The sequence below is a fragment of the Bacillus sp. DB-2 genome (assembly GCF_003315125.1).
GTDB lineage: Bacteria > Bacillota > Bacilli > Bacillales > Bacillaceae_G > Bacillus_A > Bacillus_A mycoides.
This window is the reverse complement of sequence record NZ_QNRN01000005.1, coordinates 1-23,870: the sequence shown is the minus strand read 5'-3', so window position 1 is coordinate 23,870 and position 23,870 is coordinate 1. Positions and strand designations below refer to the sequence as shown.

27 protein-coding genes and 2 pseudogenes are annotated in these 23,870 nt (G+C 34.8%); 25 read left to right on the top strand and 4 right to left on the bottom strand.

Going from position 1 to position 23,870, the window contains the following annotated elements; genetic code table 11:
- Positions 1–41 precede the first annotated feature (41 nt).
- Positions 42–761: a hypothetical protein gene (locus tag DET63_RS09750; RefSeq protein ID WP_113936578.1), complete on the bottom strand. Its 720-nt coding sequence runs from the start codon at positions 759–761 to the stop codon at positions 42–44.
- A 343-nt stretch (positions 762–1,104) separates the two neighbouring features.
- Between DET63_RS09750 and DET63_RS09745 the strand changes: the two genes are divergently transcribed.
- Genes DET63_RS09745 through yknW form a run of 3 tightly spaced genes read left to right on the top strand, consistent with a single transcriptional unit; the run spans position 1,105 to position 2,358 of the window.
- Entirely contained in the window at positions 1,105–1,317 is a 213-nt protein-coding gene (locus DET63_RS09745; protein WP_113936577.1) for a hypothetical protein, read from the top strand.
- A 36-nt stretch (positions 1,318–1,353) separates the two neighbouring features.
- Positions 1,354–1,656, top strand: coding sequence for a DUF2087 domain-containing protein (locus DET63_RS09740; RefSeq protein ID WP_113936576.1), 303 nt, complete (start codon positions 1,354–1,356; stop codon positions 1,654–1,656).
- A 24-nt stretch (positions 1,657–1,680) separates the two neighbouring features.
- Positions 1,681–2,358, top strand: coding sequence for a YknW family membrane protein (gene yknW / locus DET63_RS09735; protein ID WP_113936575.1), 678 nt, complete (start codon positions 1,681–1,683; stop codon positions 2,356–2,358).
- A gap of 175 nt (positions 2,359–2,533) precedes the next feature.
- On the opposite strand, the gene DET63_RS09730 is transcribed toward yknW, so the two are convergent.
- A complete protein-coding gene (locus DET63_RS09730) occupies positions 2,534–2,875 on the bottom strand; it encodes a PH domain-containing protein (protein ID WP_113936574.1) in 342 nt (113 codons plus the stop codon).
- Positions 2,876–3,024: 149 nt separating this feature from the next.
- Between DET63_RS09730 and DET63_RS09725 the strand changes: the two genes are divergently transcribed.
- Together DET63_RS09725 and DET63_RS09720 are read left to right on the top strand one after the other, a co-directional pair.
- Entirely contained in the window at positions 3,025–3,534 is a 510-nt protein-coding gene (locus DET63_RS09725) for a GNAT family N-acetyltransferase (RefSeq protein WP_113936573.1), read from the top strand.
- 224 nt (positions 3,535–3,758) lie between these two features.
- The gene (locus DET63_RS09720) at positions 3,759–4,772 is read left to right on the top strand and encodes a LacI family DNA-binding transcriptional regulator (RefSeq protein ID WP_002087115.1); all 1,014 of its coding nucleotides are present in this window, start codon (positions 3,759–3,761) and stop codon (positions 4,770–4,772) included.
- 39 nt (positions 4,773–4,811) lie between these two features.
- Here the strand turns inward: DET63_RS09720 and yhfH are convergent, their stop codons facing one another.
- Positions 4,812–4,940: a protein YhfH gene (gene yhfH, locus DET63_RS09715; protein ID WP_000567010.1), complete on the bottom strand. Its 129-nt coding sequence runs from the start codon at positions 4,938–4,940 to the stop codon at positions 4,812–4,814.
- 203 nt (positions 4,941–5,143) lie between these two features.
- Between yhfH and DET63_RS09710 the strand changes: the two genes are divergently transcribed.
- From DET63_RS09710 to DET63_RS09655, 12 genes are all read left to right on the top strand, one after another.
- Complete coding sequence (locus tag DET63_RS09710; RefSeq protein WP_113936572.1) at positions 5,144–5,878, top strand: MBL fold metallo-hydrolase; 735 nt, start codon at positions 5,144–5,146, stop codon at positions 5,876–5,878.
- A 9-nt stretch (positions 5,879–5,887) separates the two neighbouring features.
- The gene (gene lplA, locus DET63_RS09705; RefSeq protein WP_002030357.1) at positions 5,888–6,877 is read left to right on the top strand and encodes a lipoate--protein ligase; all 990 of its coding nucleotides are present in this window, start codon (positions 5,888–5,890) and stop codon (positions 6,875–6,877) included.
- Positions 6,878–7,129: 252 nt separating this feature from the next.
- Positions 7,130–7,555, top strand: a complete 426-nt coding sequence (locus tag DET63_RS09700) for a hypothetical protein (RefSeq protein ID WP_113936571.1) — start codon at positions 7,130–7,132, stop codon at positions 7,553–7,555.
- Positions 7,556–7,731: 176 nt separating this feature from the next.
- Positions 7,732–9,264: a fatty acid--CoA ligase family protein gene (locus DET63_RS09695; protein WP_113936570.1), complete on the top strand. Its 1,533-nt coding sequence runs from the start codon at positions 7,732–7,734 to the stop codon at positions 9,262–9,264.
- A gap of 185 nt (positions 9,265–9,449) precedes the next feature.
- Entirely contained in the window at positions 9,450–9,701 is a 252-nt protein-coding gene (locus DET63_RS09690) for a hypothetical protein (RefSeq protein WP_002064161.1), read from the top strand.
- A 97-nt stretch (positions 9,702–9,798) separates the two neighbouring features.
- Positions 9,799–10,821 (top strand): S-layer homology domain-containing protein, encoded by a 1,023-nt coding sequence (locus DET63_RS09685; protein WP_113936569.1) that lies wholly within the window; start codon positions 9,799–9,801, stop codon positions 10,819–10,821.
- Between the two features lie 233 nt (positions 10,822–11,054).
- Positions 11,055–12,110, top strand: a complete 1,056-nt coding sequence (locus DET63_RS09680) for a sulfate ABC transporter substrate-binding protein (RefSeq protein ID WP_002166179.1) — start codon at positions 11,055–11,057, stop codon at positions 12,108–12,110.
- Between the two features lie 21 nt (positions 12,111–12,131).
- On the top strand, positions 12,132–12,959 hold the full coding sequence (gene cysT / locus DET63_RS09675; RefSeq protein ID WP_002011198.1) for a sulfate ABC transporter permease subunit CysT: 828 nt from the start codon (positions 12,132–12,134) through the stop codon (positions 12,957–12,959).
- An 11-nt stretch (positions 12,960–12,970) separates the two neighbouring features.
- Entirely contained in the window at positions 12,971–13,828 is an 858-nt protein-coding gene (gene cysW, locus DET63_RS09670; RefSeq protein ID WP_113936568.1) for a sulfate ABC transporter permease subunit CysW, read from the top strand.
- Positions 13,829–13,840: 12 nt separating this feature from the next.
- A complete protein-coding gene (locus tag DET63_RS09665) occupies positions 13,841–14,914 on the top strand; it encodes a sulfate/molybdate ABC transporter ATP-binding protein (protein WP_002125843.1) in 1,074 nt (357 codons plus the stop codon).
- A 165-nt stretch (positions 14,915–15,079) separates the two neighbouring features.
- Positions 15,080–15,931: a leucine-rich repeat domain-containing protein gene (locus DET63_RS09660; protein ID WP_113936567.1), complete on the top strand. Its 852-nt coding sequence runs from the start codon at positions 15,080–15,082 to the stop codon at positions 15,929–15,931.
- Positions 15,932–15,945: 14 nt separating this feature from the next.
- Positions 15,946–16,263 (top strand): ribonuclease E inhibitor RraB, encoded by a 318-nt coding sequence (locus DET63_RS09655; RefSeq protein ID WP_113936566.1) that lies wholly within the window; start codon positions 15,946–15,948, stop codon positions 16,261–16,263.
- Positions 16,264–16,373: 110 nt separating this feature from the next.
- On the opposite strand, the gene DET63_RS09650 is transcribed toward DET63_RS09655, so the two are convergent.
- Positions 16,374–17,728 (bottom strand): IS3 family transposase gene (locus DET63_RS09650; protein WP_113936565.1). Its coding sequence is split into 2 segments (ribosomal slippage): positions 16,374–17,275 and positions 17,275–17,728, totalling 1,356 coding nucleotides; the frame shifts between segments, so codons are not numbered across the junction.
- Positions 17,729–17,848: 120 nt separating this feature from the next.
- Here DET63_RS09650 and DET63_RS31025 point away from each other — a divergent pair.
- The 8 genes and pseudogenes from DET63_RS31025 to DET63_RS09610 all read left to right on the top strand — a co-directional run.
- Positions 17,849–18,055, top strand: a pseudogene (locus tag DET63_RS31025) (RHS repeat domain-containing protein); the annotation flags it as partial.
- Between the two features lie 19 nt (positions 18,056–18,074).
- A pseudogene (locus DET63_RS09640) lies at positions 18,075–18,385 on the top strand (hypothetical protein).
- 151 nt (positions 18,386–18,536) lie between these two features.
- Complete coding sequence (locus DET63_RS09635; RefSeq protein WP_113936564.1) at positions 18,537–18,824, top strand: hypothetical protein; 288 nt, start codon at positions 18,537–18,539, stop codon at positions 18,822–18,824.
- Positions 18,825–18,872: 48 nt separating this feature from the next.
- Positions 18,873–19,046, top strand: a complete 174-nt coding sequence (locus tag DET63_RS30190) for a hypothetical protein (protein WP_181777907.1) — start codon at positions 18,873–18,875, stop codon at positions 19,044–19,046.
- 94 nt (positions 19,047–19,140) lie between these two features.
- Positions 19,141–19,605 (top strand): DUF6882 domain-containing protein, encoded by a 465-nt coding sequence (locus tag DET63_RS09630; RefSeq protein ID WP_113936563.1) that lies wholly within the window; start codon positions 19,141–19,143, stop codon positions 19,603–19,605.
- Between the two features lie 111 nt (positions 19,606–19,716).
- The gene (locus tag DET63_RS09625; RefSeq protein WP_113936562.1) at positions 19,717–20,646 is read left to right on the top strand and encodes a hypothetical protein; all 930 of its coding nucleotides are present in this window, start codon (positions 19,717–19,719) and stop codon (positions 20,644–20,646) included.
- Positions 20,647–20,702: 56 nt separating this feature from the next.
- Complete coding sequence (locus tag DET63_RS09620) at positions 20,703–21,551, top strand: hypothetical protein (protein WP_113936561.1); 849 nt, start codon at positions 20,703–20,705, stop codon at positions 21,549–21,551.
- Positions 21,552–22,632: 1,081 nt separating this feature from the next.
- A complete protein-coding gene (locus tag DET63_RS09610; protein WP_113936559.1) occupies positions 22,633–23,739 on the top strand; it encodes a metallophosphoesterase in 1,107 nt (368 codons plus the stop codon).
- The last annotated feature ends 131 nt before the right edge of the window (positions 23,740–23,870 follow it).

Here is a 23,870-nt window from a genome sequence, read left to right as displayed (position 1 = left end):
TTTGTATAGGTCAGTCTACTATGTTAGTGTTTCTTTTTATTTTAGTTCTTTAATTCCATTTTTATTCTTTTTAATGCTAATTCAGCTGCCAATTTCCCGTTATGTTGTCCATGTTCTTTAACCCAATTTAGTTTTTCGCTAGCTGGTACGTATCTATGGAAACCTAGAATTTCAGCCGCTCTCTCTTGTACCCACATATCCGGGTCGTCCAAGAGGGGAAGTATTTCATGCAATTGCGCGTAAGGAGTTAAAGCCATAATTGAAAATAAATAGTGAGCTCTTTTTTCTTCAGTTAATTCAGGTTGTTTAAGAAGGTTTTTCAATTCTTTAATGGTGTGTACATCTTGCTGTATTTGCAATTCATCCGTATTTTCTTTGGAACAAGGATAATGTTTTGGAAGTTCATACCAATCGACTTCAGGACTTTCTAATAGAGTGTTTATTAACGTTTGTACATTAGGATATACTGGGGACAAATCCATTTCTTCATGGTCTATAAAACAAACTCTGCCTGATAGCGGCCCTAACATGTAAACACCTACATAATTGGAGTTATCATCTGTCCATAATGGGAAAACTTCTGAAATAGTAACATCTTCATGTAGGTATAAATACACTTCCATGGCTTCTTCAAAGGATAATAAGCGTATTAAAAAGTCATTCTTGTGCTGCAAATAGATTGGATTTTTGAAAGCATTCATCATTTCTTGAGGTAATGATATGTTAAAAAAAGTTGCAATTTGATTAAATAAATTGTCCATTATGTATTCTCCATTCATTATATTTAAAACTAACTCGAAATTTGAACCTCTTCATAAATGGAAATGAATGTTTCTTGGGATTTTTCCGTCATCAACAATTTCGTATTCTATTTACTTATACTCCTATAAATTTTTTACTATACATTTATAATACAAAAGTCCTTTGCAATAACACCAATGTTTTAGAAAATAGATTTTTTATTTTCTTCATTAATTCGGCTATTCTAGAGGCTCAAACAATTTGTCTTTGGAGCTATTGCTTTTAACTTCTGATTGCAGTCTAAACAAAAGAAAAGGAATTACAACAATTTACAGAGAAAACTAGAATAGAGGAGTTGATACGATGAAAGGAAACCTTACTTACTATTTTATCTTATATCCGCTAATCTTCTTTCTTGTTTTCACCCTTTCACCTATCTTGTTTCATAAAGAAGAATATACAAGTATGAAAGATACATTTGGAATACTTACATTCTACTACGTGTTAATGATTGGGTATTACTTTATGGATGTTGTAAGTAAAAGAATGAAGAAACATAGTAAGGACAAACAATAAAGTTTTATTACATAAAAACTGATGGAGGACAACAAAATGACCGAAAGCCAAATGAAATTTCGTGATACGACCATTCGCAATTTTTTCGATAAAGAGGATCGTTTAAAATCGATTCCAGGTCAAAAGAAGAAAAAACTAGTATTGTTAAAGTATTTAGTGAGCAAATTAAACGCTGAAAATCAGTATACGGAAAAAGAAATTAATACATTCATAAAACAATATCATGATGATTTTTGTACGATTAGACGAGAGTTTATTGTGCACGGTTTTATGGATCGAGAGGATAATATGTACCATATAAATGGGAGAGAAGTGTGGACGAAGTGGGAGGAGTTATAAATGTAATGAGGAAGGGGGATTTTCTTGCAAGCTAGTAGTCTTATACAGGAAGAGATTTCAGGGAAACCATCGATTATTGGGATATTCACTTCACCAACACTACAATTCAAAAGGATGAAGAATCAAAGAAATATATTTTTCCCGTTAGCTCTTTTAATTGTGCTTATTATAATTTCAAGTGCCTTAATGTCTTGGAATTCTTTAAATAATCCTGCACTCAGCATGTTTCATGATAAAACGGGATTTACTGTTCCGAAATACATAACTTTCTTTACTACATTTGGATTTTCAGCAGTCAGTGGAATCGTAGCTATACTTTTTGCACCTATATTCTATAAGAACATTATGATTTTCTTTGGAGTTGATATTAACTATAAAGAAACATTCCCGATAATCATTTATGCTTCGTTTGTATTAAGATTAGGGATGATTTTAAACGGATTAATTGCATTTTCTCTAAGTGGGTATGAGATATCGTATACAGGTTTAGGTGCAATAGCAACAGATAATATGATCTTGCATACAATCGCTCAAAGAATAGATATATTTAATATTTGGTATTACGTTTTATTAGGAATAGGTTTAAAAACGATAACGAATTTAAATAAAGACAAACTTATCCCTCTTATTATTGTACTTTTCGTTTTCACTAGTTTATTAGCGAGCATGGCTGGGTTTATGCAGGAAATAGCTAAACCGTAAGGATAGGTGGGAAGTATAATTATAAGCTTGTATGAAAAAGGTCGTTTGGATATGGACAAACCACCTTTTATCCCGCTATTTGCCGGGCAGTAAAACTCCCACCTCAAAATGCGGCTGGAGCAAAGAAGCTAGGTGGGAGATCAACAGCCCGTAAATGCCCGATTAGTAGCCCGCGCTAGTCTTGTATTTTTCTTTGTAGTAAGTCTATGAACTCTTCAATATTTGAACTTGTAATGTATCCCACCGTTATATATTCATCTTCATAATAAAATATTATTTTTTTGTCAAAAATTCTTCTCTTCGTTTCTATAGATACAATTTTTTCATACTCAAATTCGACAATTAATGTATTTTTATATTGGCTAAAAAAGAGAAGTCTTCTATTAGTAGCAAGTAGCATGCCCGGATACGGAACTTTATGCGTAATAATATAGCCAGTAAGTGAACAATTTAAAGTAGATATAATAACTTCGTCTTTATGTAATAGTTGTTTTGCAGCTGTTAAAATTGGATTCATTTTATGCATTCCTTTTATATAGATGTAAGGATATTGTATCAAAAGTGAAAAGATTCTCAATATGTAATGTTGCATATTGAGCGTTTTAGAGATTCTTAGTTTGATAGTTCCAATATTATTTTTAAAAGAAAAAGGTACGAGGTGATTCGGTGATACGATTAGCAAAAGAGGTTGATGCGGAATCAATTATGGATATTAGAAAAGAAATTATATTATCAGAAACTACTACAAAGTTTTTTATATCATCTCCAAATAAATTACCAAATGATATTGATTCAGAAAGAGAAAAGATACAGACAAGTAGTGAAAAAGGCAACCTTTATATAGTTTACGAGGTAGATAGTAAGGTGGTTGGCTTTCTGGTTTTCAAACGATATGAACTAGAACGGTTACGACATGCAGGCACAATGGGAATGGGGATTAGGGAGGCGTATTGTAATCAAGGCATTGGTACGAAGCTAATTGAATTTCTTATTAGTTGGGCTAAAGAGAAGAAAGATTTAGAGAAAATTTGCTTAGGCGTAGTTTCTATTAATGATAGAGCAATTAAAGTGTATAAACGAACTGGCTTTGTAGAAGAAGGAAGGCAAAGAAAGCAAATTAAATATGAAGATGGATCATATGGAGACGACGTATTGATGGCTTTTTATATTGAATAGAATTCTTATTAAGTAAGAAGGTGTATATGCGTTATGGTATGTACATCTTTTTTCATATTCTTATTGTGAAATTCTAAAAGTAGTGTGTAATTCCCTGCCATTAACAGACTTTTCCCTATGTATAATATTAATATAGTAAAATCATAAGAACCTATATTGCAGTTTCCAATAATATACTATATAATCAGGATAAGAAAACGTTTTCATGCAAAGGGGGAAATTTCGTGTCGACTATCGAGGACGTGGCGAAATTAGCGGGGTTATCAAGGACAACGGTTTCTAGGGTGATCAATAATCATCCATATGTTTCAGATGAGAAGAAGAAAAGGGTTCAATTAGCAATGAAGCATTTAGGCTTCGTTCCTAATTCTGCGGCGAGAAGGCTTCGTAAACAAAAAACAGAAACAATTGCGGTGCTTGTTCCAAGGATTACAAATCCTTTTTTTAGTAGATTTATTGAAGCAATCGAGATTGCTGCTTCTGAACATAAATATAAACTGATTATTTGTCAAACAAGATATTTACCGGAAAAAGAGATGGAGTATTTACAATTATTATCTACGAAACAAGTAGATGGGATTATTCTATGTTCACTAGAAAATCCATGGGAGAATGTGGAGCCATACTTGCAACACGGTCCAATCGTGTTATGTAATGAATATATTGAGGAAGCAAATGTTCCAACAGTGAAGTTCGATCATGCCCAGGGTGCATACATAGCTGCCAATCATGTATTAGAACAAGGATATCGTAATCTGATATTTTGCCGTGGTAACGAAACGAAAGTAGTGAGCCAACAGCGAAAAATGGGCTTTTTACGCGCTATTACTGAAAAGAGTAGAGAAGTGGAAGCGATCGATTTTCTTGAAAACGCTTTCTCTTGGGATGATGGAAAACGAATATTCAATGAAGTATTAAAGGACAAAAAAAATCCTACCGCGATTTTGGCAGGAGGCGACGAGGTTGCAGCTGGAATTATCTCAGAGGCGAAACGCCATGGTTGGAGTATTCCAGAAGATCTCGCTGTGATCGGTTTTGATAATCAAATTTTAGCGCAGATTACAGAGCCAGGTATTACGACAATTGAACAACCAATCGACGAGATGGCCCGAAAAGTTGTCGACTTAATGATGGATAAAATCCATACGAAAAATTATCGACAAAAAGAATTGTATGAGTTTGAACTGGAGCTCTTGGTGAAAGGTTCAACGATGAAGGATACGATGTTATTAGCCTAGTAGACTATGTCTGCTAGGTTTTTTTATGTTTACAAACTACTATTCTTCGTGAACGCAATCGTCACATTTGTTATGGTATGCTTCGTGCTGCTCATCAATTTCCTTCCCGCAATGAGCACAAGTTTTCGTCGGTAAATTTCGGAAAAACTCCATTGGTTGATCGATCATGTCAATCCCTCCATTTCCATTTCTTACTATCATTGTATTAGTACAAGAAACAAAAGTCAACAACTGTTTTATAACAAAAGTGAAAATTAATGAAAAAGTTTAGGAAATGGATTATAGTTAACAATGTAGGATGTAAGTAAAAAACTTTCTCAAGTACGGAAAAAAACGGCATTCCTACGCGGTTTTAGAAAGGATGGATACATATGAAGATGACTGTTGTCGGCTTTTGGGGCGGCTTTCCAGAAGCGGGAGAAGCAACGTCGGGGTATTTGTTTGAACACGATGGTTTTCGTTTACTTGTCGACTGTGGTAGTGGTGTACTAGCACAGCTTCAAAAATATATAACACCATCTCATATAGATGCAGTTGTACTGTCGCACTATCATCACGATCATGTTGCAGACATTGGGGTGCTGCAATATGCAAGATTAATTACGAGTGTGACAAAAGGACAACTACCGGAGTTACCAATATACGGTCATACGTTTGATGAGAATGGATTCCATTCTTTAACGCATGAACCGCATACGAAAGGAATCGCGTACAATCCAGAAGAAACACTTCAAATTGGACCGTTCTCCATTTCATTCTTAAAAACTGTTCATCCTGTTACATGCTTTGCGATGCGTATTATAGCTGGCGATGATGTTGTTGTATACAGTGCAGATTCAAGTTATATTCCTGAATTTATTCCGTTCACAAAAGATGCTGATCTTTTCATTTGTGAGTGTAATATGTATGCACATCAAGAGGCTGCAAAAGCAGGGCATATGAATAGTACAGAAGTAGCAAGTATTGCGAAAGATGCAAATGTAAAAGAACTTTTATTAACGCACTTACCGCATACAGGCAACCCATCTGATTTAGTAACAGAAGCAAAACAAATTTTCAGTGGCCATATTACGCTAGCGCATAGTGGCTACATTTGGAACTCATGAGGTGATACGATGTTATTTATTGATAATAAAGGGATTACAGATCCTAGAATAAACTTAGCAATTGAAGAATATTGTGTGAAGAATTTAGATATTAACGAAACATATTTACTGTTCTACATTAACAAACCTTCGATTATCATTGGTAAAAACCAAAACACAGTAGAAGAAATTAATGCAGATTACGTAAAAGAACAAGGTATTCATGTCGTTCGTCGTCTATCAGGCGGAGGCGCAGTATATCATGATTTAGGAAACTTAAACTTCAGCTTTATTACGAAAGATGATGGAGATAGTTTCAGCAACTTCAAAAAGTTCACAGAGCCTGTAACGAAAGCGCTTGGTAAATTAGGCGTAAATGCAGAACTAAGTGGTCGTAACGATATTTTAGCTGAAGGTAGAAAAATTTCAGGTAACGCGCAGTTCTCAACGAAAGGTCGTATGTTTAGTCACGGTACGTTACTATTTGACTCTGAAATCGATCACGTTGTATCAGCACTTAAAGTGAAAATGGATAAAATTCAATCAAAAGGCATTAAATCAATCCGTAGCCGCGTTGCGAATATTACAGAGTTCTTAAACGAAAAAATGACGACAGAAGAGTTTAGACAACTTCTTCTAGAAACAATTTTCGAAGGAGAAACAGAAATTCCAACGTACGAATTAACAGAAAATGATTGGAAAGAAATCCATAAACTTTCTGAAGAGCGCTACCAAAATTGGGATTGGAACTACGGAAAATCTCCGAAGTTCAACTTACAACATTCACACCGCTTCCCAGTTGGACAAGTTGACGTTCGTCTTGAAGTGAAAAAAGGAACAGTAACAGAATGTAAAATTTACGGTGACTTCTTCGGATCACTAGATGTTCATGACATTGAAGAGCGTCTAACAGGCGTACAATTTGATAAAGATGCATTCACTGTAGCTTTAGAAGGCGTAGATATCGTACGCTATTTCGGTAATATTACAACAGAAGATTTCTTACATTTATTCTTCTAAAAATAAGAGAGGCTGCCGTAACGGGCAGCCTCTTTTTTGCGTAGATTGTCATGTTTTGTCGGTAAGTCGATATATTTTAAAAATCACTGATATAAGTTGAGTTACGGTCGATATATTTGGAAAATCGCTGATATATTTCGAGTTACGTTCGATATATTCGAAAAATCGCCGATATAATTTCATATACCATAAAATCACAGGACATTTGCCCCTCATAAAGGCATATATATATTCAAAAGGAGGCGGATTGAAATGAAGAGGGTAATGTATGTTGTATTACTGCTCAGCTTCGTCGTCGGAATGACAGCTTGTAACGATGAAACGTCCTCAAGTCGCACACTTTTATCTATTGGAAAGCCTGCGAAGGATAATGTCATATATTTTACACATACAGATAGCAGACGAAAGATAGCTGATATACAAACTATGTTTCAAAATAAGAAATGGAAAAGAAATGAAACGTTTAGTACCGTTGGTAAAACGCCAGATTTCGTCTTGTCGATAGATGAGGACAATAAAGGATTGCCGACATTATATGTTACAGTCTACTTGCATGAAAATGGAGCGGACGCTCTCAATTTGTATGGAGAGTATACGGCTTTAAATAAAGAGGAAGTTGAAAAACTTAGTGAAAAGATGAGTGCATATTATCCTAAAATGATTTTAGCTATAGTTTAACTATATGTTTGTACCTGTTTTTTTACATATAATTCTCGTATCTTACTAAAGTATTCTGGAATAAAGTGGTTGATGTATATTCGATTAATAGAATATCACTTGCTACTTTAATTTTCTTTTAATATAATTAATTTAGAATTTTTAAATATTCTAAATTTTATAAAGGTGGGATTTGTGTGAATCTCGTTCAATCTTTGGCTGAAACGGCAAAAAATAAGGGGGATAAACCGGCATACATATTTATGGATCAGTCGGTCTCGTATGACCAATTAAACAAAGTGGTCACTAGGTTTTCTAGCAATTTAGCAAAAATGGGCATTGGAAAAGGGGACAATGTCGCATTAGCTGTAGGCAATTCACCACATTTTTTAGTCGGTTTATACGGAACGATGAAAGCTGGAGCAACTGTCATTCCGATTAATCCAATTTATACAGCAGACGAAATACATTACATATTAAAAAATGGAGATGTAAAAACAATCATCGTACTCGACGTCCTTCTACCTGTTATACAATCTCTTACAACAAGACTTCCTTCACTTGAAAATATCATCATATGCGAAACCTCATCAGATTTTAACCATACAGAAACTGAAAAAATGAAAACGTTTACTAGTTTTATAGGAACTGGAGATGTAACTTACGAAGGTCCTGAACTAGATGAAGAAGATGTAGCTGTTATTTTATACACTTCAGGTACAACTGGAAAGCCAAAAGGCGCTATGTTAACACATAAAAATTTATATAGTAATGCAAGCGATGTGGCGTCGTATTTACAATATACTGCGGACGATCGCGTCGTTGCGGCACTGCCGATGTTCCATGTATTTTGCTTAACAGTGGCGGTCAATGCGCCGATTGTGAACGGGGCGACTATTTTAATGTTACCGAAATTTAGTCCGAAAGAAGTATTCCGTATTTGTCGCACGTACGAACCAACGATTTTTGCTGGTGTACCGACAATGTACAATTATTTATATTTATTCGAAGAAGCAAGCGCAGAAGATGTGAAGACGCTTCGTCTTTGTATTTCAGGTGGTGCGTCAATGCCTGTTGCGCTTCTGCAAAACTTTGAAAAACGTTTTGACGTTATCGTTTCAGAAGGATACGGTTTATCAGAAGCATCACCAGTTACTTGTTTTAATCCATTAGATCGTCCTCGTAAACCAGGTTCGATTGGTACAAATATTTGGCACGTAGAAAATAAAATTGTGAACGAACTTGGGGAAGAAGTACCTGTTGGTGCAGTTGGGGAGTTAATTGTTCGCGGACCTAACGTTATGAAGGGTTACTATAATGCGCCAGAAGATACTGCGGCGACAATTAAAGATGGCTGGCTATATACAGGAGACTTAGCGAAAATGGATGAAGAAGGTTACTTCTATATCGTCGATCGCAAAAAAGATATTGTTTTAGTTGGCGGTTATAACGTATATCCTCGTGAAGTGGAGGAAGTATTATACACTCACGATTCGGTAGCTGAAGTTGTCGTAATCGGTGTTCCTGATGAAAACTTAGGAGAAGCAGTGCGAGCTTACGTCGTTCTGAAGCAAACGAGCGTAACAGAAGAAGAGCTTATGCATTACTGCACGTTACATTTAGCGAAATATAAAGTGCCAATGAGCATTGAGTTTTTAACAGAATTGCCGAAGAATACAACTGGTAAGTTGTTACGAAGAGCTCTGAGAGAGAAGGCATTGCAAGTGTAAAAATAAAGATATCCATCTCTATGACTACATGTATAGAGATGGATATCTTTTTGTCCTGTAAAAGCTGGATTAGTTTGGATGGACAAAATTCCTACTGATTGAAGTCTCACTTTATTTTTTAGAATTGGTTAAGCTATAAGCCCATATATTTAAAACGTAATATGACTAATAAGGAGGAGATATACGTGGAGCAGAAGGAATTACGCTTACGGAAAGTACAGTATCTTATTTGTGACATTATGGATGAAATGAATATGGAGAATGAAAAGAAGAACTTAGAAACATTGCAAAAGGTAATTGATCACCTTTCAGGAGCGATTGGGGATTTAGTGGATCCATCGGGTACGTATTCATTGGACTATTTAGAGAGAAAAGTGCATACGGCTCATTATTTATTGTTTAAAAATGACCGGAAAGCATATTTATGTAATAAATAGGTAGTATTCGTTTAATTTTTTATTTGACATTGATAATCATTATCAATATGATAGTTATGTTGGGTATATTCATATAAAGGGAGATGTCGTATTGATAATGATTAAGAAAAAATATATTAATGCATTCGTTATAGCAGCAACTTTAGCAGTTCCACTAAGTGGTTTCAATGCGCCAATTGCAAAAGCAGATGTGATTGAGATGAAGGCAGCTAGTAAACTTGCAGATGGCACATATGACGTTATTTTAAAAACTTATAAAGATCAAACGAATGAAACATCTGTTGCTTCTACATATTTAAAAAATGCAAAAGTAACAATTCAAGGTGATAAAAAAATCGTTACGTTAACAGTTCAAGATAGTAGCTATTTCCAGTATCTTAAAGTAGAAGATACTAATAAATTAGGGACATTCCATGATGTGAAAGTGATCTCTGAAGATAAAACAAATAATGGCACGAAAGTTGTTCAATTTGAAATCGATGAGTTCTCGAAAAAATATAATATGCAAATGCACATATTAATTCCAGCAATTAAATATGACCATAAATATCAAGTGCAGTTTGAAATCGATGCGAGTGCAATTGAAAAGAAATCTAAGTTCTCAGATGTACCGACTTGGGCACAAGAGTCAGTTCAATATTTAGTAGACAAAGAGGCAGTACACGGTAAGCCAGATGGTACATTTGCACCAGCCGAAAATATCGATCGTGGTTCAGCAGCAAAAATATTAGCTACTGTTTTAGGGTTAGAAATTAATAAAGATGAGAAGCCATCATTCCGCGATGCTCAAAATCATTGGGCTACACCTTACATCGCAGCAGTTGAAAAAGCTGGTATTGTAAAAGGTGATGAGCAGGGTAACTTCAATCCGAGTGGACTAATTAACCGTGCATCAATGGCTACTATGCTAGTAAATGCATATAAATTAGAAAGAAATGAAAATATTAAACTACCAAAAGAATTTGCTGATTTAAAAGATCATTGGGGTACGAAGTATGCGAACATTTTAATCCAAGAAAATATTTCAGTTGGAACAGATAATGGATGGGCTCCAGATAAATCGGTAAGCCGCGCAGAAGCAGCTCAATTTATTGCGAAGACAGATAAGTTAAAGAAATAAAGCGAAACTAAAATCAGTGGGATTCTATTCCCGCTGATTTTTAGCTTGTATGAAGTTTCTTATATAATAATTCCAAATTCCAAGTTGACACATGTGAATTACGGAATTAAAATGGAAAGAAATCAAACAGAATACAATAGAAGCTCATCAGAGAAACTGAAGGCGCACAACGTTCACTTTTGTGAATAGATTGTGTGCCTTTTTCTATTGTACAAACTAAGGGGGCTTTATATATGAAACAGTGGAGTAAGACAGCATTAATGAAAAGTACAGGTGTTTTATTATCAGCATTTGTCCTTTTGTCAGGGTGTGGTTCGGCAACATCCACTAACAATTCTGAAGGAAGTGCAGATAAGAAGACAGTCGAACTTTTAAATGTTTCATATGATCCAACGCGTGAGTTATATCAGGATTTCAATAAAGACTTTGCGAAGTATTGGAAAGAGAAGCATGGTCAAACAGTAAATATAAAGCAATCACACGGGGGATCTGGAAGTCAGGCACGCTCCGTTATTGACGGCTTAGAAGCAGACGTTGTAACACTAGCGCTCGCTTATGATATTGACGCGATTAGTAAGAAGAAACAACTAGCAGAAGATTGGCAGAAGCGACTTGCGGATAATTCTACTCCGTATACATCAACGATTGTATTTCTTGTTAGAAAAGGAAACCCGAAAGGAATTAAAGATTGGGATGATTTAACGAAAAAAGGTGTGTCTGTCATTACACCAAACCCGAAAACATCTGGGGGAGCACGGTGGAACTATTTAGGGGCGTGGGGATATGCACTGAAGAAATATAACAATAGTGAAGATAAAGCGAAAGAGTTTGTCGGTCAAATTTATAAAAACGTGGAAGTACTAGATTCAGGAGCACGCGGGGCAACGACGACTTTCGTTGAAAAAGGAATTGGTGATGTGTTAATCGCTTGGGAAAATGAAGCGTTATTATCACAAAAAGAACTTGGAAAAGATAAATTCGAAATTGTAACACCTTCGATTAGTATACTTGCCGAGCCGCCAGTAGCAGTTGTAGACAAAGTCGTTGATAAAAAGGGAACGAAAAAAGTAGCAGAAGGATATCTTGAATATTTGTATTCAGAAAAAGGGCAAGAAATTGCGGCGAAAAACTTTTATCGCCCTCGTAATGAAAAAGTAGCAGAAAAGTACGCATCACAATTTCCGAAAGTTCAATTATTTACAGTTGATGAACTATTTGGAGGATGGAAAAAAGCACAAGAAAAGCATTTTAATGATGGCGGCGTATTCGATCAAATGTATAAAAAATAAGGGGGGATGAGGTGACGTTATATGAGGAAGAAGCGTGTCTTACCAGGGTTTGGATTATCTCTTGGATTTACAATGCTATATATGAGTTTATTCGTACTTATACCACTTTCTATCGTATTTATTCAAACTTCGCAGCTAGGTTGGAAGAAGTTTGCTGGGGTTATAACGAGTGAGCGCGTGTTGCATTCGTATCAAGTAAGTTTCACAACTTCACTTGCAGCGGCAATCGTAAATGCCATTTTTGGTTTATTAATTGCTTGGGTACTCGTTCGCTACACATTTCCAGGGAAGCGGTTATTAGACGGACTAATCGATTTACCATTCGCTCTTCCGACTGCTGTAGCTGGTATTACACTTACGACGCTTTATGCGGAAAATGGATTTATTGGAAAAATATTTAGTGTGTTTCATATAAAAGTAGCTTTTACCCAGCTCGGCATTATTGTGGCGCTTACGTTTATTGGCTTACCATTTGTCGTGCGAATGGTGCAACCAGTACTACAAAGTATTGATAAAGAAGTAGAAGAAGCAGCTTCTAGTTTAGGGGCGTCACGCTTCCAAATATTTGTGAAAATCATTTTGCCAGAAATATTCCCGGCCTTGCTTGCTGGTTTTTCACTCGCCTTTGCTCGGGCGTTAGGGGAATATGGATCTGTCGTGTTCATTGCAGGTAATATGCCGATGAAAACAGAAATCGCACCGCTTATGATTATGACAAAACTCGAACAATATGATTATGCAGGCGCAACAGCTGTAGCGGCTGTGATGCTTATTATTTCTCTCCTTTTCCTACTATTTATTAATATGATTCAAACTTGGAGCAGAAGGCATGAATTGAAAAGCGAATAGGAGGGGAGAAAATGGAACCAACATTATTAGAAAAGAAAATAGTAAAAAGCGTATCAGTTAAAAAAGAATCTAAATTTGTACCAATTCTATTCATTACGATAACAATTTTATTTTTATCTCTCTTTCTATTACTGCCGCTCGTGACAATTTTTATGAAAGCGTTCGAACGAGGAATTGATGTATATATTGCCGCTGTAACAGATCAAGAAGCATTTTTGGCAATCAGGTTAACACTTCTCGTTGCATTAATTGTTGTGCCGCTGAATACGATATTCGGAATTGCAGCAGCTTGGCTTATTACGAAGTTTCAGTTTAAAGGAAAGCAACTATTATTATCTCTTATTGAACTGCCGTTTGCTGTATCACCAGTCATTGCAGGATTAGTATTCGTTTTACTTTTCACACCTCGTGCTGCTTTTGGCGGATGGTTAATGGAACACGGGATAAAGCTCATCTTCTCTGTTCCTGGCATTATCATTGCGACGATCTTTGTTACGTTTCCATTCGTTGCGCGTGAATTAATCCCGGTTATGCAGGCGCAAGGGAAAAGTGAAGAAGAAGCGGCTCTATCACTTGGCGCAAGTGGATGGAAAATGTTTTGGCGCGTCACATTGCCAAATATAAAATGGGGTCTATTATACGGCATGATTTTATGTAACGCCCGGGCCATTGGTGAATTCGGAGCAGTCTCCGTTGTGTCTGGTCACGTGCGCGGCATGACAAATACGATGCCGCTTCATATTGAAATTTTGTACAATGAATATCAATTTTCAGCAGCGTTCGCTGTGGCGACTTTAATGTCACTCATCGCAGTTTTTACGCTCGTTATAAAAAACTGGATTGAGTGGAGAATGGAAAAACGACAATAAGGAGTGAGTGCGGTGAGTATTCAAATTCAAAATGTATCAAAACAATATGGTACATTTCAAGCGCTGACAGACATTCATTTGGATATTCCAAAAGGTGAACTGGTCGCTTTATTAGGCCCATCAGGTTCTGGGAAGACGACGTTATTACGAATTATTGCAGGCCTAGAAGAAGCAGATGGAGGTTCGATTTCATTTGATGGAGAAGATTTAACTGATATTCACGTGAAAAACAGGCAAGTCGGTTTCGTCTTCCAGCACTATGCACTTTTTAAACATATGAATGTATTTGAAAATGTCGCTTTCGGTTTAAAAGTAAGAAAGAAAAACTTACGACCTTCAGCTGAAGTAATAAAAGAAAAAGTAACAGAACTATTGAAACTAGTAAAAATGGATGGTTTCGCAAAACGTTATCCAGCGCAATTATCTGGCGGACAACGCCAACGTATCGCACTAGCCCGGGCGCTTGCAGTCGAACCGAAAATTTTATTGCTAGATGAACCGTTTGGTGCACTTGATGCAAAAGTGCGGAAAGAATTGCGAAGATGGCTCCGGAAACTACATGACGAATTTCAAATTACGAGCGTATTCGTAACGCATGACCAAGAAGAAGCGTTAGACGTTGCGGACCGCATCGTTGTAATGAATGAAGGACGCATTGAACAAATGGGAACGCCGGAAGAAGTATATGAAAAACCGGCAAGTCCGTTCGTATATGACTTTTTAGGAAACGTGAATTTATTTCACGGCCGCGTTCATAAAGGTAAACTAAATGTAGGATCGGTGGAGCTAGAAGCACCAGAGCATAAGCACGTTTCAAACGTAGACGGAGTGGGATACGTAAGACCACATCACCTATCAATCGATCGTACGAAACAAAGTATAGATGCCATCCCGGCGAAAGTAACATACTCTCACGCAGTTGGCCCTGTCGTATATGTAGAATTGAAGCGCGACGGAACAGATGAGTATCTAGAAGCAGAAATTAGTAAAGAGCAGTTTAGACAGCTAGGCATTCAAACAGGTGAGTTTGTATACGTACATCCGAGAGAAGTGAAGGTGTTTATTCCGGAGGATTTTGTTATTTAGGAGAGTAGTATTATAAATAAATTTAAAATGAATTAATAATAAAAAACGATAATAGTAGCAACCTACCGATAATAGGAGGTCGTCCAAAAATGTCTTTTGGATGACCTCTTTTTTGTTTTACTGTGCTATCTTATTGTTATGTGAAATATAGTTGAGGAGTAGTTTATGAACTTAAAATATAAAAATGGTTTTTATGTTAGAGAAGATATAGACGGGGAAACTGTATTAGTATCTCAAAAAAACTTAGGTGAATGTATCGAATATATTAATAGATTTAATATTTCTGGAGTGCAAATATCTGATATGTACTATGAACTAGAAGATATTAACTTTTTGAATGAGTGTGAAAATATTACACATTTAATGTTAGATAACATGTTTTTAAAAGATGTATCTAGTGTATACAATTTAAAAAATCTTAAAGACTTAGCAATAGTTGATTCTAATTACGTATTAGAGTTGGATAGAGTAAAAAACTTAGAAAATTTAAGTATGTACTGTGATAAAAAGATAACAGGTTTACAGGAAGTGTGTACTTTAAAATCACTTTTTTTATGGAAATACAATCCTAAAAATAGAGATTTGAAAGAATTAGAAAAATTACGAGATTTAGAATACCTTAAAATTACTCAATCAAGAATTGATTCACTTAGCGGAATTGAAAGTTTTAGAAACTTAAAATCTTTGCAATTATATTATCTTCGTACATTAAAATCACTAGAATATTTAAAATATACAAGTGGGAAATTGACTAATTTGGAAGTCGAGATGTGTAAAAATATAGAAGCTTTTTGTAGTATTGGATATTTAGAGTCTCTAGAAGTATTACGTTTATTAGACTGTGGAGATATACCGACGATAGATTTTATAAGAAATTTTAAAAAATTAAATTGTTTTTCTTTTGTAGGTAGTACGGTTGTCGATGGCGATTTAAGTTTTTGTGAAGGAATAGAAACTGTGAGTTTTACAGATAAGAAACATTATTCACATAAAAAGTTATCTTTTCAAAAGGTATAATAGGAGGAGAAAAAATGAAATTTCCAAGAGATGAAGATGGACAAGTATTAAATATGTTATATAAACAAGGGTTAGATTTTAATAAAAAACATATAGTAGATTTCTTTATTGCGATTCCTCATCAAGATAATGGAGAAAAAATAATTGGCAGACTACAAGCGCTGGGCTTAAATTGTGAATTCGATTTTAATGAAGAATTTGAAGATTGGACATGTACTTGTTCTAAAGAGATGTTCTTAATTTATGAAGATATCGTAGAGATGCAAAAGGAATTGAATAAATTAAGTGAAGAGTTTGGTGGATATACAGATGGTTGGGGGACTTTTGCTTAATAGTGGGTTTGTTTATGATAATATACTAAATTAGACTGAGTAAAGAAAATGTTTAGGGAAAGAAGAGCTATTATTGAAGTGACCCCTAAAAGTTAGACACGGTTATTTCATTAGGCTACTTGATCCAAATGAGTCCGGTATTGTACCGGGCTCATTTTTAATTTTGCCTTAATCCGTTTCTTATTATAATAATCTATATATTTTTCTAATTCTATTTTAAAATGCTCTATACATTCAAATTCTTTTATATAGAGGAACTCCGATTTCATAATCCCAAAGAAATTCTCTATTACTGCGTTGTCGTAACAGTTTCCTTTTCGAGACATACTCTGTACGATAGCTCTTGATTCAAGTGTACGGACGTACTGTCTCATTTGATAATGCCATCCTTGATCCGAATGCATCAGTAGCTGGTGGTTTTCAGGTAAACGTTCTAATGCTTTCTCTAAGATCTCTGAAACAAGTGAATACGCCGGTCTAGAACCAATTGTATAGGTAATAATCTCACCATTATACAAGTCTAATACAGGTGATACATACAGTTTTTCTCCAAATAATTTAAACTCTGTGATGTCTGTTACCCATTTTTGATTCGGTGCATCTGCATAAAAATTACGCTCTAAAATATTGGGTGCAATTTTACCGACTTTCCCTTTATAGGATTTATATTTCTTCATACGCACAACACACTTTAATCCAAGCTCTTTCATAATACGTTGCACCTTTTTGTGATTCACTTTCTGACCACGATTCGTTAACTCGTCACGAATGCGACGGTAGCCATAACGACCTTCATTCTCCTCATAAATCGCTTTAATCTCAGCTTTCAAATCGGCATCTACATCTGGGCGATTCATCTTCTTTACTAAATCATAATACGTGCTTCGTGGAATAGTAGCTAACTCCACGAGTGCCTTCACCGAATATTTATGCCTTAATTCATAGACTACTTGCGCTTTGTCTTGTTTAGTGACTTTTCCTTGTTTTGAACTAAGGCATTCAACTTTTTTAAGTACTCATTTTCCATTTCAAGCTGTTTAATACGTGCTTCAAGTGCTTCGACTGACCCTTCAGCTAAAGCTTGTTTTACTTGTTTATTTGAATCTTTTTTCATGGATGGACGCCCCTTTTTCTTAGATTGAAGGGCATCAATTCCTTGTGTTTCGAGTTGTTTTTTCCAAACAGAAATCGTTGAAGGGGCAGGAATGTTAAAGATAGCTGCCGTCTCAAATAAGGACATACCGTTTTCAATCATAAAGTTTAGTACGTCTAGTTTAAATTGTTGTGTGTAATTTGTACATCGTTTTAGAAAAGTTTCCACACCATTCTGCTTATATTGGTTTACCCAATTCAAAATGATTGTGCCACTTATACCGATCGCTCTACCCATTTCTCGATAACTTTCATTTCCGTTCAAATAACGTAGAACGATCTGTATTTTTTCATCAGCTGTAAATTTAGCCATAGAAAAACTGCACCTCCAATTGTTAGACTATGTCTAACAATTGGGGTGCAGTTCATTATCTGCTCTTCTTTCTTTATATAAATTAATTTTTATTGTTGGTGGAATCGAAAGGATAAATGCTATCACTGTAACCCTTGTAGTGATGTAGTAGCGATGACGGACCAAAATGGACAAGTTGTAGCGACTTGCGAATATGATGCATGGGATAACGTAGTAAAGAGTGACAAGAAAGATATCACAGCAGACAATCTATTTGGATATGCGGGATACATGTATAATAAAGGTATTGGCATGTATGATTTGATTGCGAGATACTATAATCCAGATAAATTAAGGGAGACTAAAAGTGCTTATAGAAATTTCGGGATTTTCTTCTATCTTGGCTTTAGTAGTTGTATTAACATTAACTGTTATGTTGCAAGATATATTTTTTGTATCCGTATGCTATTCGGGACATGGGTAATATTTGTTACGGAAACTACTATAATTGCTATTTCAAAAGTGATTGTAATTCAATTAATTATTTTACTTCTTATTTGGTCATTCTCGAAGTATGTACAAAAAACTCGTGAAAACTGGCTAATTACTATAGTTGTTGTTGTTATTTATGGTGTTGGTACTTACATGTATATTCAGTTTGCTTTTAGAGGCTATTAATATATCATCAAAAAAATTAGTGATTAGAAAGATTCATTTGTTAAATGTGTGTATGAAGGAAGTACATGAAAAGTTACCATACTACAAAGTAATCCAGGGGATGTTACAGATGCTAGAAAAAGTATGTAAAATGTTCAAGGAGGATTAATGAATGTTTAGTTTTTTATTAGGATTAATTAGTGGGATTTTAGAATCTAGTGGATTAGATTCAGGTTTAAACACTAGAAAAATTGATAGAAATATAAAATGTCTTCAAAATTATGAATGGTTTCAGCAAATATATAATGATACTAAGTATAGGAAGTTGTTTTTTACCAATTACAAAGTACGTTCATATTTACAAAGCACGATTAGAGTTAAACTAATAATAAGGAATGAGAAAAATAGACAGAAGTTTTATGCTGTACTGGACAACCAAATAAAGAGAGATAAAAAGTAGTTAATGGGTTAAAGATATACTGTTGGGTGTTCATTAGAAGAAGGAGAGTTGATAGAGACTCTTCTTTCTTTATATATGGAACAGTGTGATGTCATTGCGATGACAGATCAAAATAAAGAAGTTGTAGCAGCGTATGAATATGATGCATGGGGTGTTCTTATCGGTGAATCCGGGTGGTCATTTTGCGCAGTTTATTCCTATTACAATAATAGGTGGATATAGAGTATACAAAGGATATAAAACTTATAAAAGGTAAAGTTTCCTTTGAACAAATCAATATTACTTGGGAATCTTGCAGTAAAGGAGCATGTGATAAGTGGCAATGACAAATGAACAATTCGAGAATTATCTTGTTATGTGTTATGACAAATTAGAAAGCAAACAGCAAAAATTCATTTCGGATTATAATATCTATAACTTTGATGAGTATTGGTATGATCAAGATCAATGTATATTACAGTTTAAAAATAATGGTCAAGTGTTACTTGAATTTAGTGTTGTTTTTATAGGTTCTTGGTCTGGAAAGAGTAACAGTTGGATGTGGTCTTGGGCTAATGAGAATGTGGCTGATTATGCAAGAAGTAAGTCTAACTGTTTGAAAGATTTACAAAAGATTACAGGAAGTGAGGTTTTTATAAATTCACTTTTTGAATGCGATCAAGAAATGGCGTATGAGCTAGCAGCCTTTTCCATTGAATATTTAGATGCAGAAGGAATATATATATCACCAGGTGAAAGAAGTGATTTGTTTATGGCTGTTATGTTACCGAATGGATTGTAAGTAGAGCCTACTAAAAATTATAGATAAGGTAAGCTCTTCCTTTTATCTGGTGGAAGTGAGAGCATTCCGACTGAATTAGAGTATTATCAATTCATTGGAGGTCTGTTAGTTATGAAAAAACTAGTATTTAATAAGCGGATGGATTTTTCATGTGTAGAAGGGGAAATTCTCTGTATTGCAACGGGAAATAAACAAGATATTATAATTTTAGTATTGGATAAAAAGGTTACAGACCTTTATCATTATAAAATTATACACTCGTTGAAATCTGGCGTTTTGAAACACTATACTATAGAAAATAATCAATATTTTAACTTCATTCAACCTTTAGGAGAAAATTGGGTTTTGGTTAAAAGTTTCGTTGAGAAAAAGGACGATACAACGGCTACAATTTTTGATAAAAAAGGAAATATCGTTGCTTCATATTACTTAGGAAATGGAATAAAGTATTTTCAAGTTGATGAAGAAGAACATTTATTGGTTGGGTATAGTGAAGAAGGTATATTTACTTCTGTAGAGGAATTGTTTATTTCAGATGAAGAGTTTGATTCGATAGATTGGGAAAATATATATGATATTAATAAATTTGAAAAGAGCGGATTAGCTATTTTTTCTAAGAATGGCGATTTAATTACTAATGAATTTAATAATTCAATAAAGAGATCTGTCTGTGATTGTACAGCAATACATATACAGAAGACAGGTGATATTTTAATGTCTTACTATAACGAGCAAGGAACGTATTCATTCACACAGATTAATAAAGAACGATGCGAACAAGTTATTTTGTATGAAACAACATTGAATCATATATCACTATATTTAAAAGTACAAAATAATATTATCTTTGGTGTAGATAACAATCAAATACATGCATATTCACTTGTAAATAAAAAATTAGCAACTCTGTTAACAGTAGATAGCGATGGAAATCCTATTCAATTTGAGTATATTTTTTCAAGGGATCAAACAATATATGCTGTTAAAGGGAAACGAATATTTTGTTGGGTGCAATATGGGATTTTAGAAGAGGGAGAATAAATAGAAGTTTGACGCTTATTTTTATGTTTAGAATCAATGAGAGGATTTTCATCTATATGAAAGATATTGTATGTAAAGAGTTAATAAGTTTTAAGGATATTGTTGAAGCTTATCAGTTAAAAAAAGTGAGTTTGGATTATAAACAAAATGTGATTTTACTAGTGCAAGATAATACGAATCAACCTTGTATTATTTATTTGGATAAAAATAATGTGAATATAAGTAAATTCAATTTAAACGTAGATATTGATGTTGAATCTGTGCGATGTATGCAACGAATCGGAGAGAAATGGTTACTTATATTTAATTATGAAGATGATAATGCGGTTATTTATAATGCGGACGGAAGTGAACATTGTAAGTTTTATGCCGGAGAAGGGATTCAAGATTGTCAGGTTGATGTGAACGAAGATATATGGATTAGTTATTGTGATGAAGGAGTTTTTGGAGAGTCCTCGATTGGAGCAAACGGGATAGTTGCTTTTGACTCTACAGGTCACTTGATTTTTAATAATTATGATCAATATGTAGAAAGGTTTAATGTACCTCCTATAGATGATTGTTATGCAATGAACGTTATAGATGGAGACGTTTGGCTCTATTATTATTCAGAATTTCCTTTAGTTCAAATGAAAGATAAAAATTTTCATATGTTGTGGAATGAAATAAATGTAACGATGGAAATATGGTCGAAAAGTTTTGCGGTTGCTCAAGATAAAGTAGTATTTATTACTCAAGATAAAAAGTTGGTTGTTTATGATTTAAATAATAATCATGTGTATGATAGTAATCCTTGTAATGAACTAGGTGAGCCGATTCAATTTGTTAATTATTACAGCCGCGGATCTGTTATGTATTTTCAGACGGATGATACGCTATATTATGTTGAGTTACTTAATATATGAGGATGATAAATATGAACGAACGATTAAAGAGAATTGCAATGTTAAGAGAAAGGATTGTCTTTATACGCAGGGTTTTATCTTTGGTATTCTACAGGTAAACATAATTATAAACAGCAAAATAGGCCAGCCTATAACAAGGAATATGTGAATAAAGCTGCTAGAAAAGCAGGTTAAAATTAAGTCTCAAAGCATTTGTGGGCGTTAGATTAATAGAAAATGCTTATGTTTTGGATAGGCAGTATACAAAGGACATAAACAAACATATAAAAACTAGCGTTAAAATAATAAAAAATCCAGAAAGTGATCTTGGTGAATTTGATGATGAATTTTAATAGTATAGACAATTTATTTTTGATACTTTTAAAGTATCCAGTACGTATAATTTTAATATGTATTGGAATCGGCTGGATTTTTAAATGTATCAAACAAGGTTTCTTATTTTCAGCCGCACTTATGTTAACGATACTTACACTACTTTTTATTGTTACATTTACAGACATATTAGCGTCTGTTTTAAATGGTATTCCCCTTGCTATACAATATAGTGGTGTAGTATTTTTGGTAATACTATCATGTATTATATTTGACTATGAATCTTCTCGTCAGTGAACTACTCACAACTTATCGTTCTTGCAGACTGTTTTCTATGTATGTGTGTTGGGATAGCCAGTGGGATTTAAAAAAAGAAAAGTAGCTCTTATAATTAAGTGAAAATATAGCGAAATCAGCGGTCAAAGGAGCGCTATTCACTGGTAGTAAAGCTGGTGGAGGGATAGGACTGATTCCGGACGTGGCGGTTTTTGTAGATGGATATTATAAGGTGTATAAAAAAGGATATACGGATTATAGACCGAAAAAAACTAATTCTAAGAAAAGGTGGTTTTAATATATCAGTTACAAAAAAATGTCCGATTTAATGCCAGAGGATCACAAATAGCAGGTTACTATAAAGAAAACCTGTAAAAATAACTTTGTGCTGTAGCAGATAAAGCAGCTTATTACGGTCCGTTTGGAATGCTTAATATTTACGTTATTGGTACATAACAAGATATAATAGAAGAAATCAATAAGGAGGCTAGCAGTGAAAAATTTTCGTTATCTCAATATATTCACTATTTTAATTGTATACACACTACTCATGTTTTACATCGGCTGGAACGGATGGATTTGGCTCAGTACGGTGTTCGGCTGGGAATCTTGGGGATATTACGCTTTCATAGTCGGATTTATTTCATATGCGTACATTCTCGTACAAGTGTTTAAATTCCTTCCTTTCCTGCGAACGGTCGGTTCAATTTGGTTTGCGGTTATACAATACGCGCTTATGTTATTGCCGTTAGCCGATATTACAGTTTTCCTTCTACAGTTTTCAATGGAGAAAGAGACGGCAATTGTTTGGACAGGATTGGCCGTGTTACTTGCGTTCATCTTTATTTTTGCGTATGGAGTATTCAACGCATATAGTCCAGTAGTAAGAAAGTACGAAGTGCACATACCGAAAAAAGTAGAAGGGCGTAAAAGTTTACGCATTGCGATGGCCTCTGATATGCATTTCGGTAAACTGTCTGGAGTTGCTCATTTAAAGAGACTCGTTCGTCATGTAAATGAAATGAAACCCGATATTATTTTACTGCCGGGTGATATTATCGATGATCATCCAGGTGTGTTCATTCAAAAAAATATGGGACCAATCATGAAACAGATGAAAGCTCCATTAGGCGTATATGGTGTGTTAGGAAACCATGAATATTACGGCCGAGCTGTTCCTGAGTTTTTACAAGAGATGGATAAGATTGATATTCGTATTCTTTTAGATGAAGTCATTACAATTGAAGATGATTTTTATCTCGTCGGAAGAAGGGATAAAACAGAGCGTGATCGTCAAAGCTTTGAAAATCTAATGAGTACGGTAGATAAATCGCTTCCTGTTATCGCAATGGATCACCAACCATTTGAATTAAAACAAGCAGCGGATGCTGGCGTTGATTTACTACTATCCGGTCACACGCACCGCGGACAAATGGCACCGAATCATATTGTAACGAGAAGAATGTACGAACTAGACTGGGGATACGCACAAAAAGGTGCATTCCACGCGATTGTTTCTTCTGGGTTTGGATTCTGGGGACCACCATTAAGACTTGGAAGTAGGTCGGAAATTGTACAGGTGGAGGTTACTTTTGCATAGGGTTATATATAAAAGGGACTATACATGATTAATATGTTGGTCTTATCCCTGTCAAGTAGACAGTATTAAAAAGACTAAGCAGCCATCGAGATTCGATATTCTATCGGAGCTCGATGGTTGAGTCGTTTTTG

Coding starts and splice junctions, on each gene's coding strand:
- DET63_RS09655 (WP_113936566.1), top strand. CDS start 15,946: ATGAAATTTCCAAGAGATGAAGATGGACAAGTATTAAATATGTTATAT.
- DET63_RS09740 (WP_113936576.1), top strand. CDS start 1,354: ATGACCGAAAGCCAAATGAAATTTCGTGATACGACCATTCGCAATTTT.
- DET63_RS09635 (WP_113936564.1), top strand. CDS start 18,537: ATGTTTAGTTTTTTATTAGGATTAATTAGTGGGATTTTAGAATCTAGT.
- DET63_RS09710 (WP_113936572.1), top strand. CDS start 5,144: ATGAAGATGACTGTTGTCGGCTTTTGGGGCGGCTTTCCAGAAGCGGGA.
- DET63_RS09745 (WP_113936577.1), top strand. CDS start 1,105: ATGAAAGGAAACCTTACTTACTATTTTATCTTATATCCGCTAATCTTC.
- DET63_RS09685 (WP_113936569.1), top strand. CDS start 9,799: ATGATTAAGAAAAAATATATTAATGCATTCGTTATAGCAGCAACTTTA.
- DET63_RS09680 (WP_002166179.1), top strand. CDS start 11,055: ATGAAACAGTGGAGTAAGACAGCATTAATGAAAAGTACAGGTGTTTTA.
- lplA (WP_002030357.1), top strand. CDS start 5,888: ATGTTATTTATTGATAATAAAGGGATTACAGATCCTAGAATAAACTTA.
- yhfH (WP_000567010.1), bottom strand. CDS start 4,940: ATGATCGATCAACCAATGGAGTTTTTCCGAAATTTACCGACGAAAACT.
- cysW (WP_113936568.1), top strand. CDS start 12,971: ATGGAACCAACATTATTAGAAAAGAAAATAGTAAAAAGCGTATCAGTT.
- DET63_RS09660 (WP_113936567.1), top strand. CDS start 15,080: ATGAACTTAAAATATAAAAATGGTTTTTATGTTAGAGAAGATATAGAC.
- DET63_RS09620 (WP_113936561.1), top strand. CDS start 20,703: ATGAAAGATATTGTATGTAAAGAGTTAATAAGTTTTAAGGATATTGTT.
- DET63_RS09730 (WP_113936574.1), bottom strand. CDS start 2,875: ATGAATCCAATTTTAACAGCTGCAAAACAACTATTACATAAAGACGAA.
- cysT (WP_002011198.1), top strand. CDS start 12,132: ATGAGGAAGAAGCGTGTCTTACCAGGGTTTGGATTATCTCTTGGATTT.
- DET63_RS09750 (WP_113936578.1), bottom strand. CDS start 761: ATGGACAATTTATTTAATCAAATTGCAACTTTTTTTAACATATCATTA.
- DET63_RS09700 (WP_113936571.1), top strand. CDS start 7,130: ATGAAGAGGGTAATGTATGTTGTATTACTGCTCAGCTTCGTCGTCGGA.
- DET63_RS09625 (WP_113936562.1), top strand. CDS start 19,717: ATGAAAAAACTAGTATTTAATAAGCGGATGGATTTTTCATGTGTAGAA.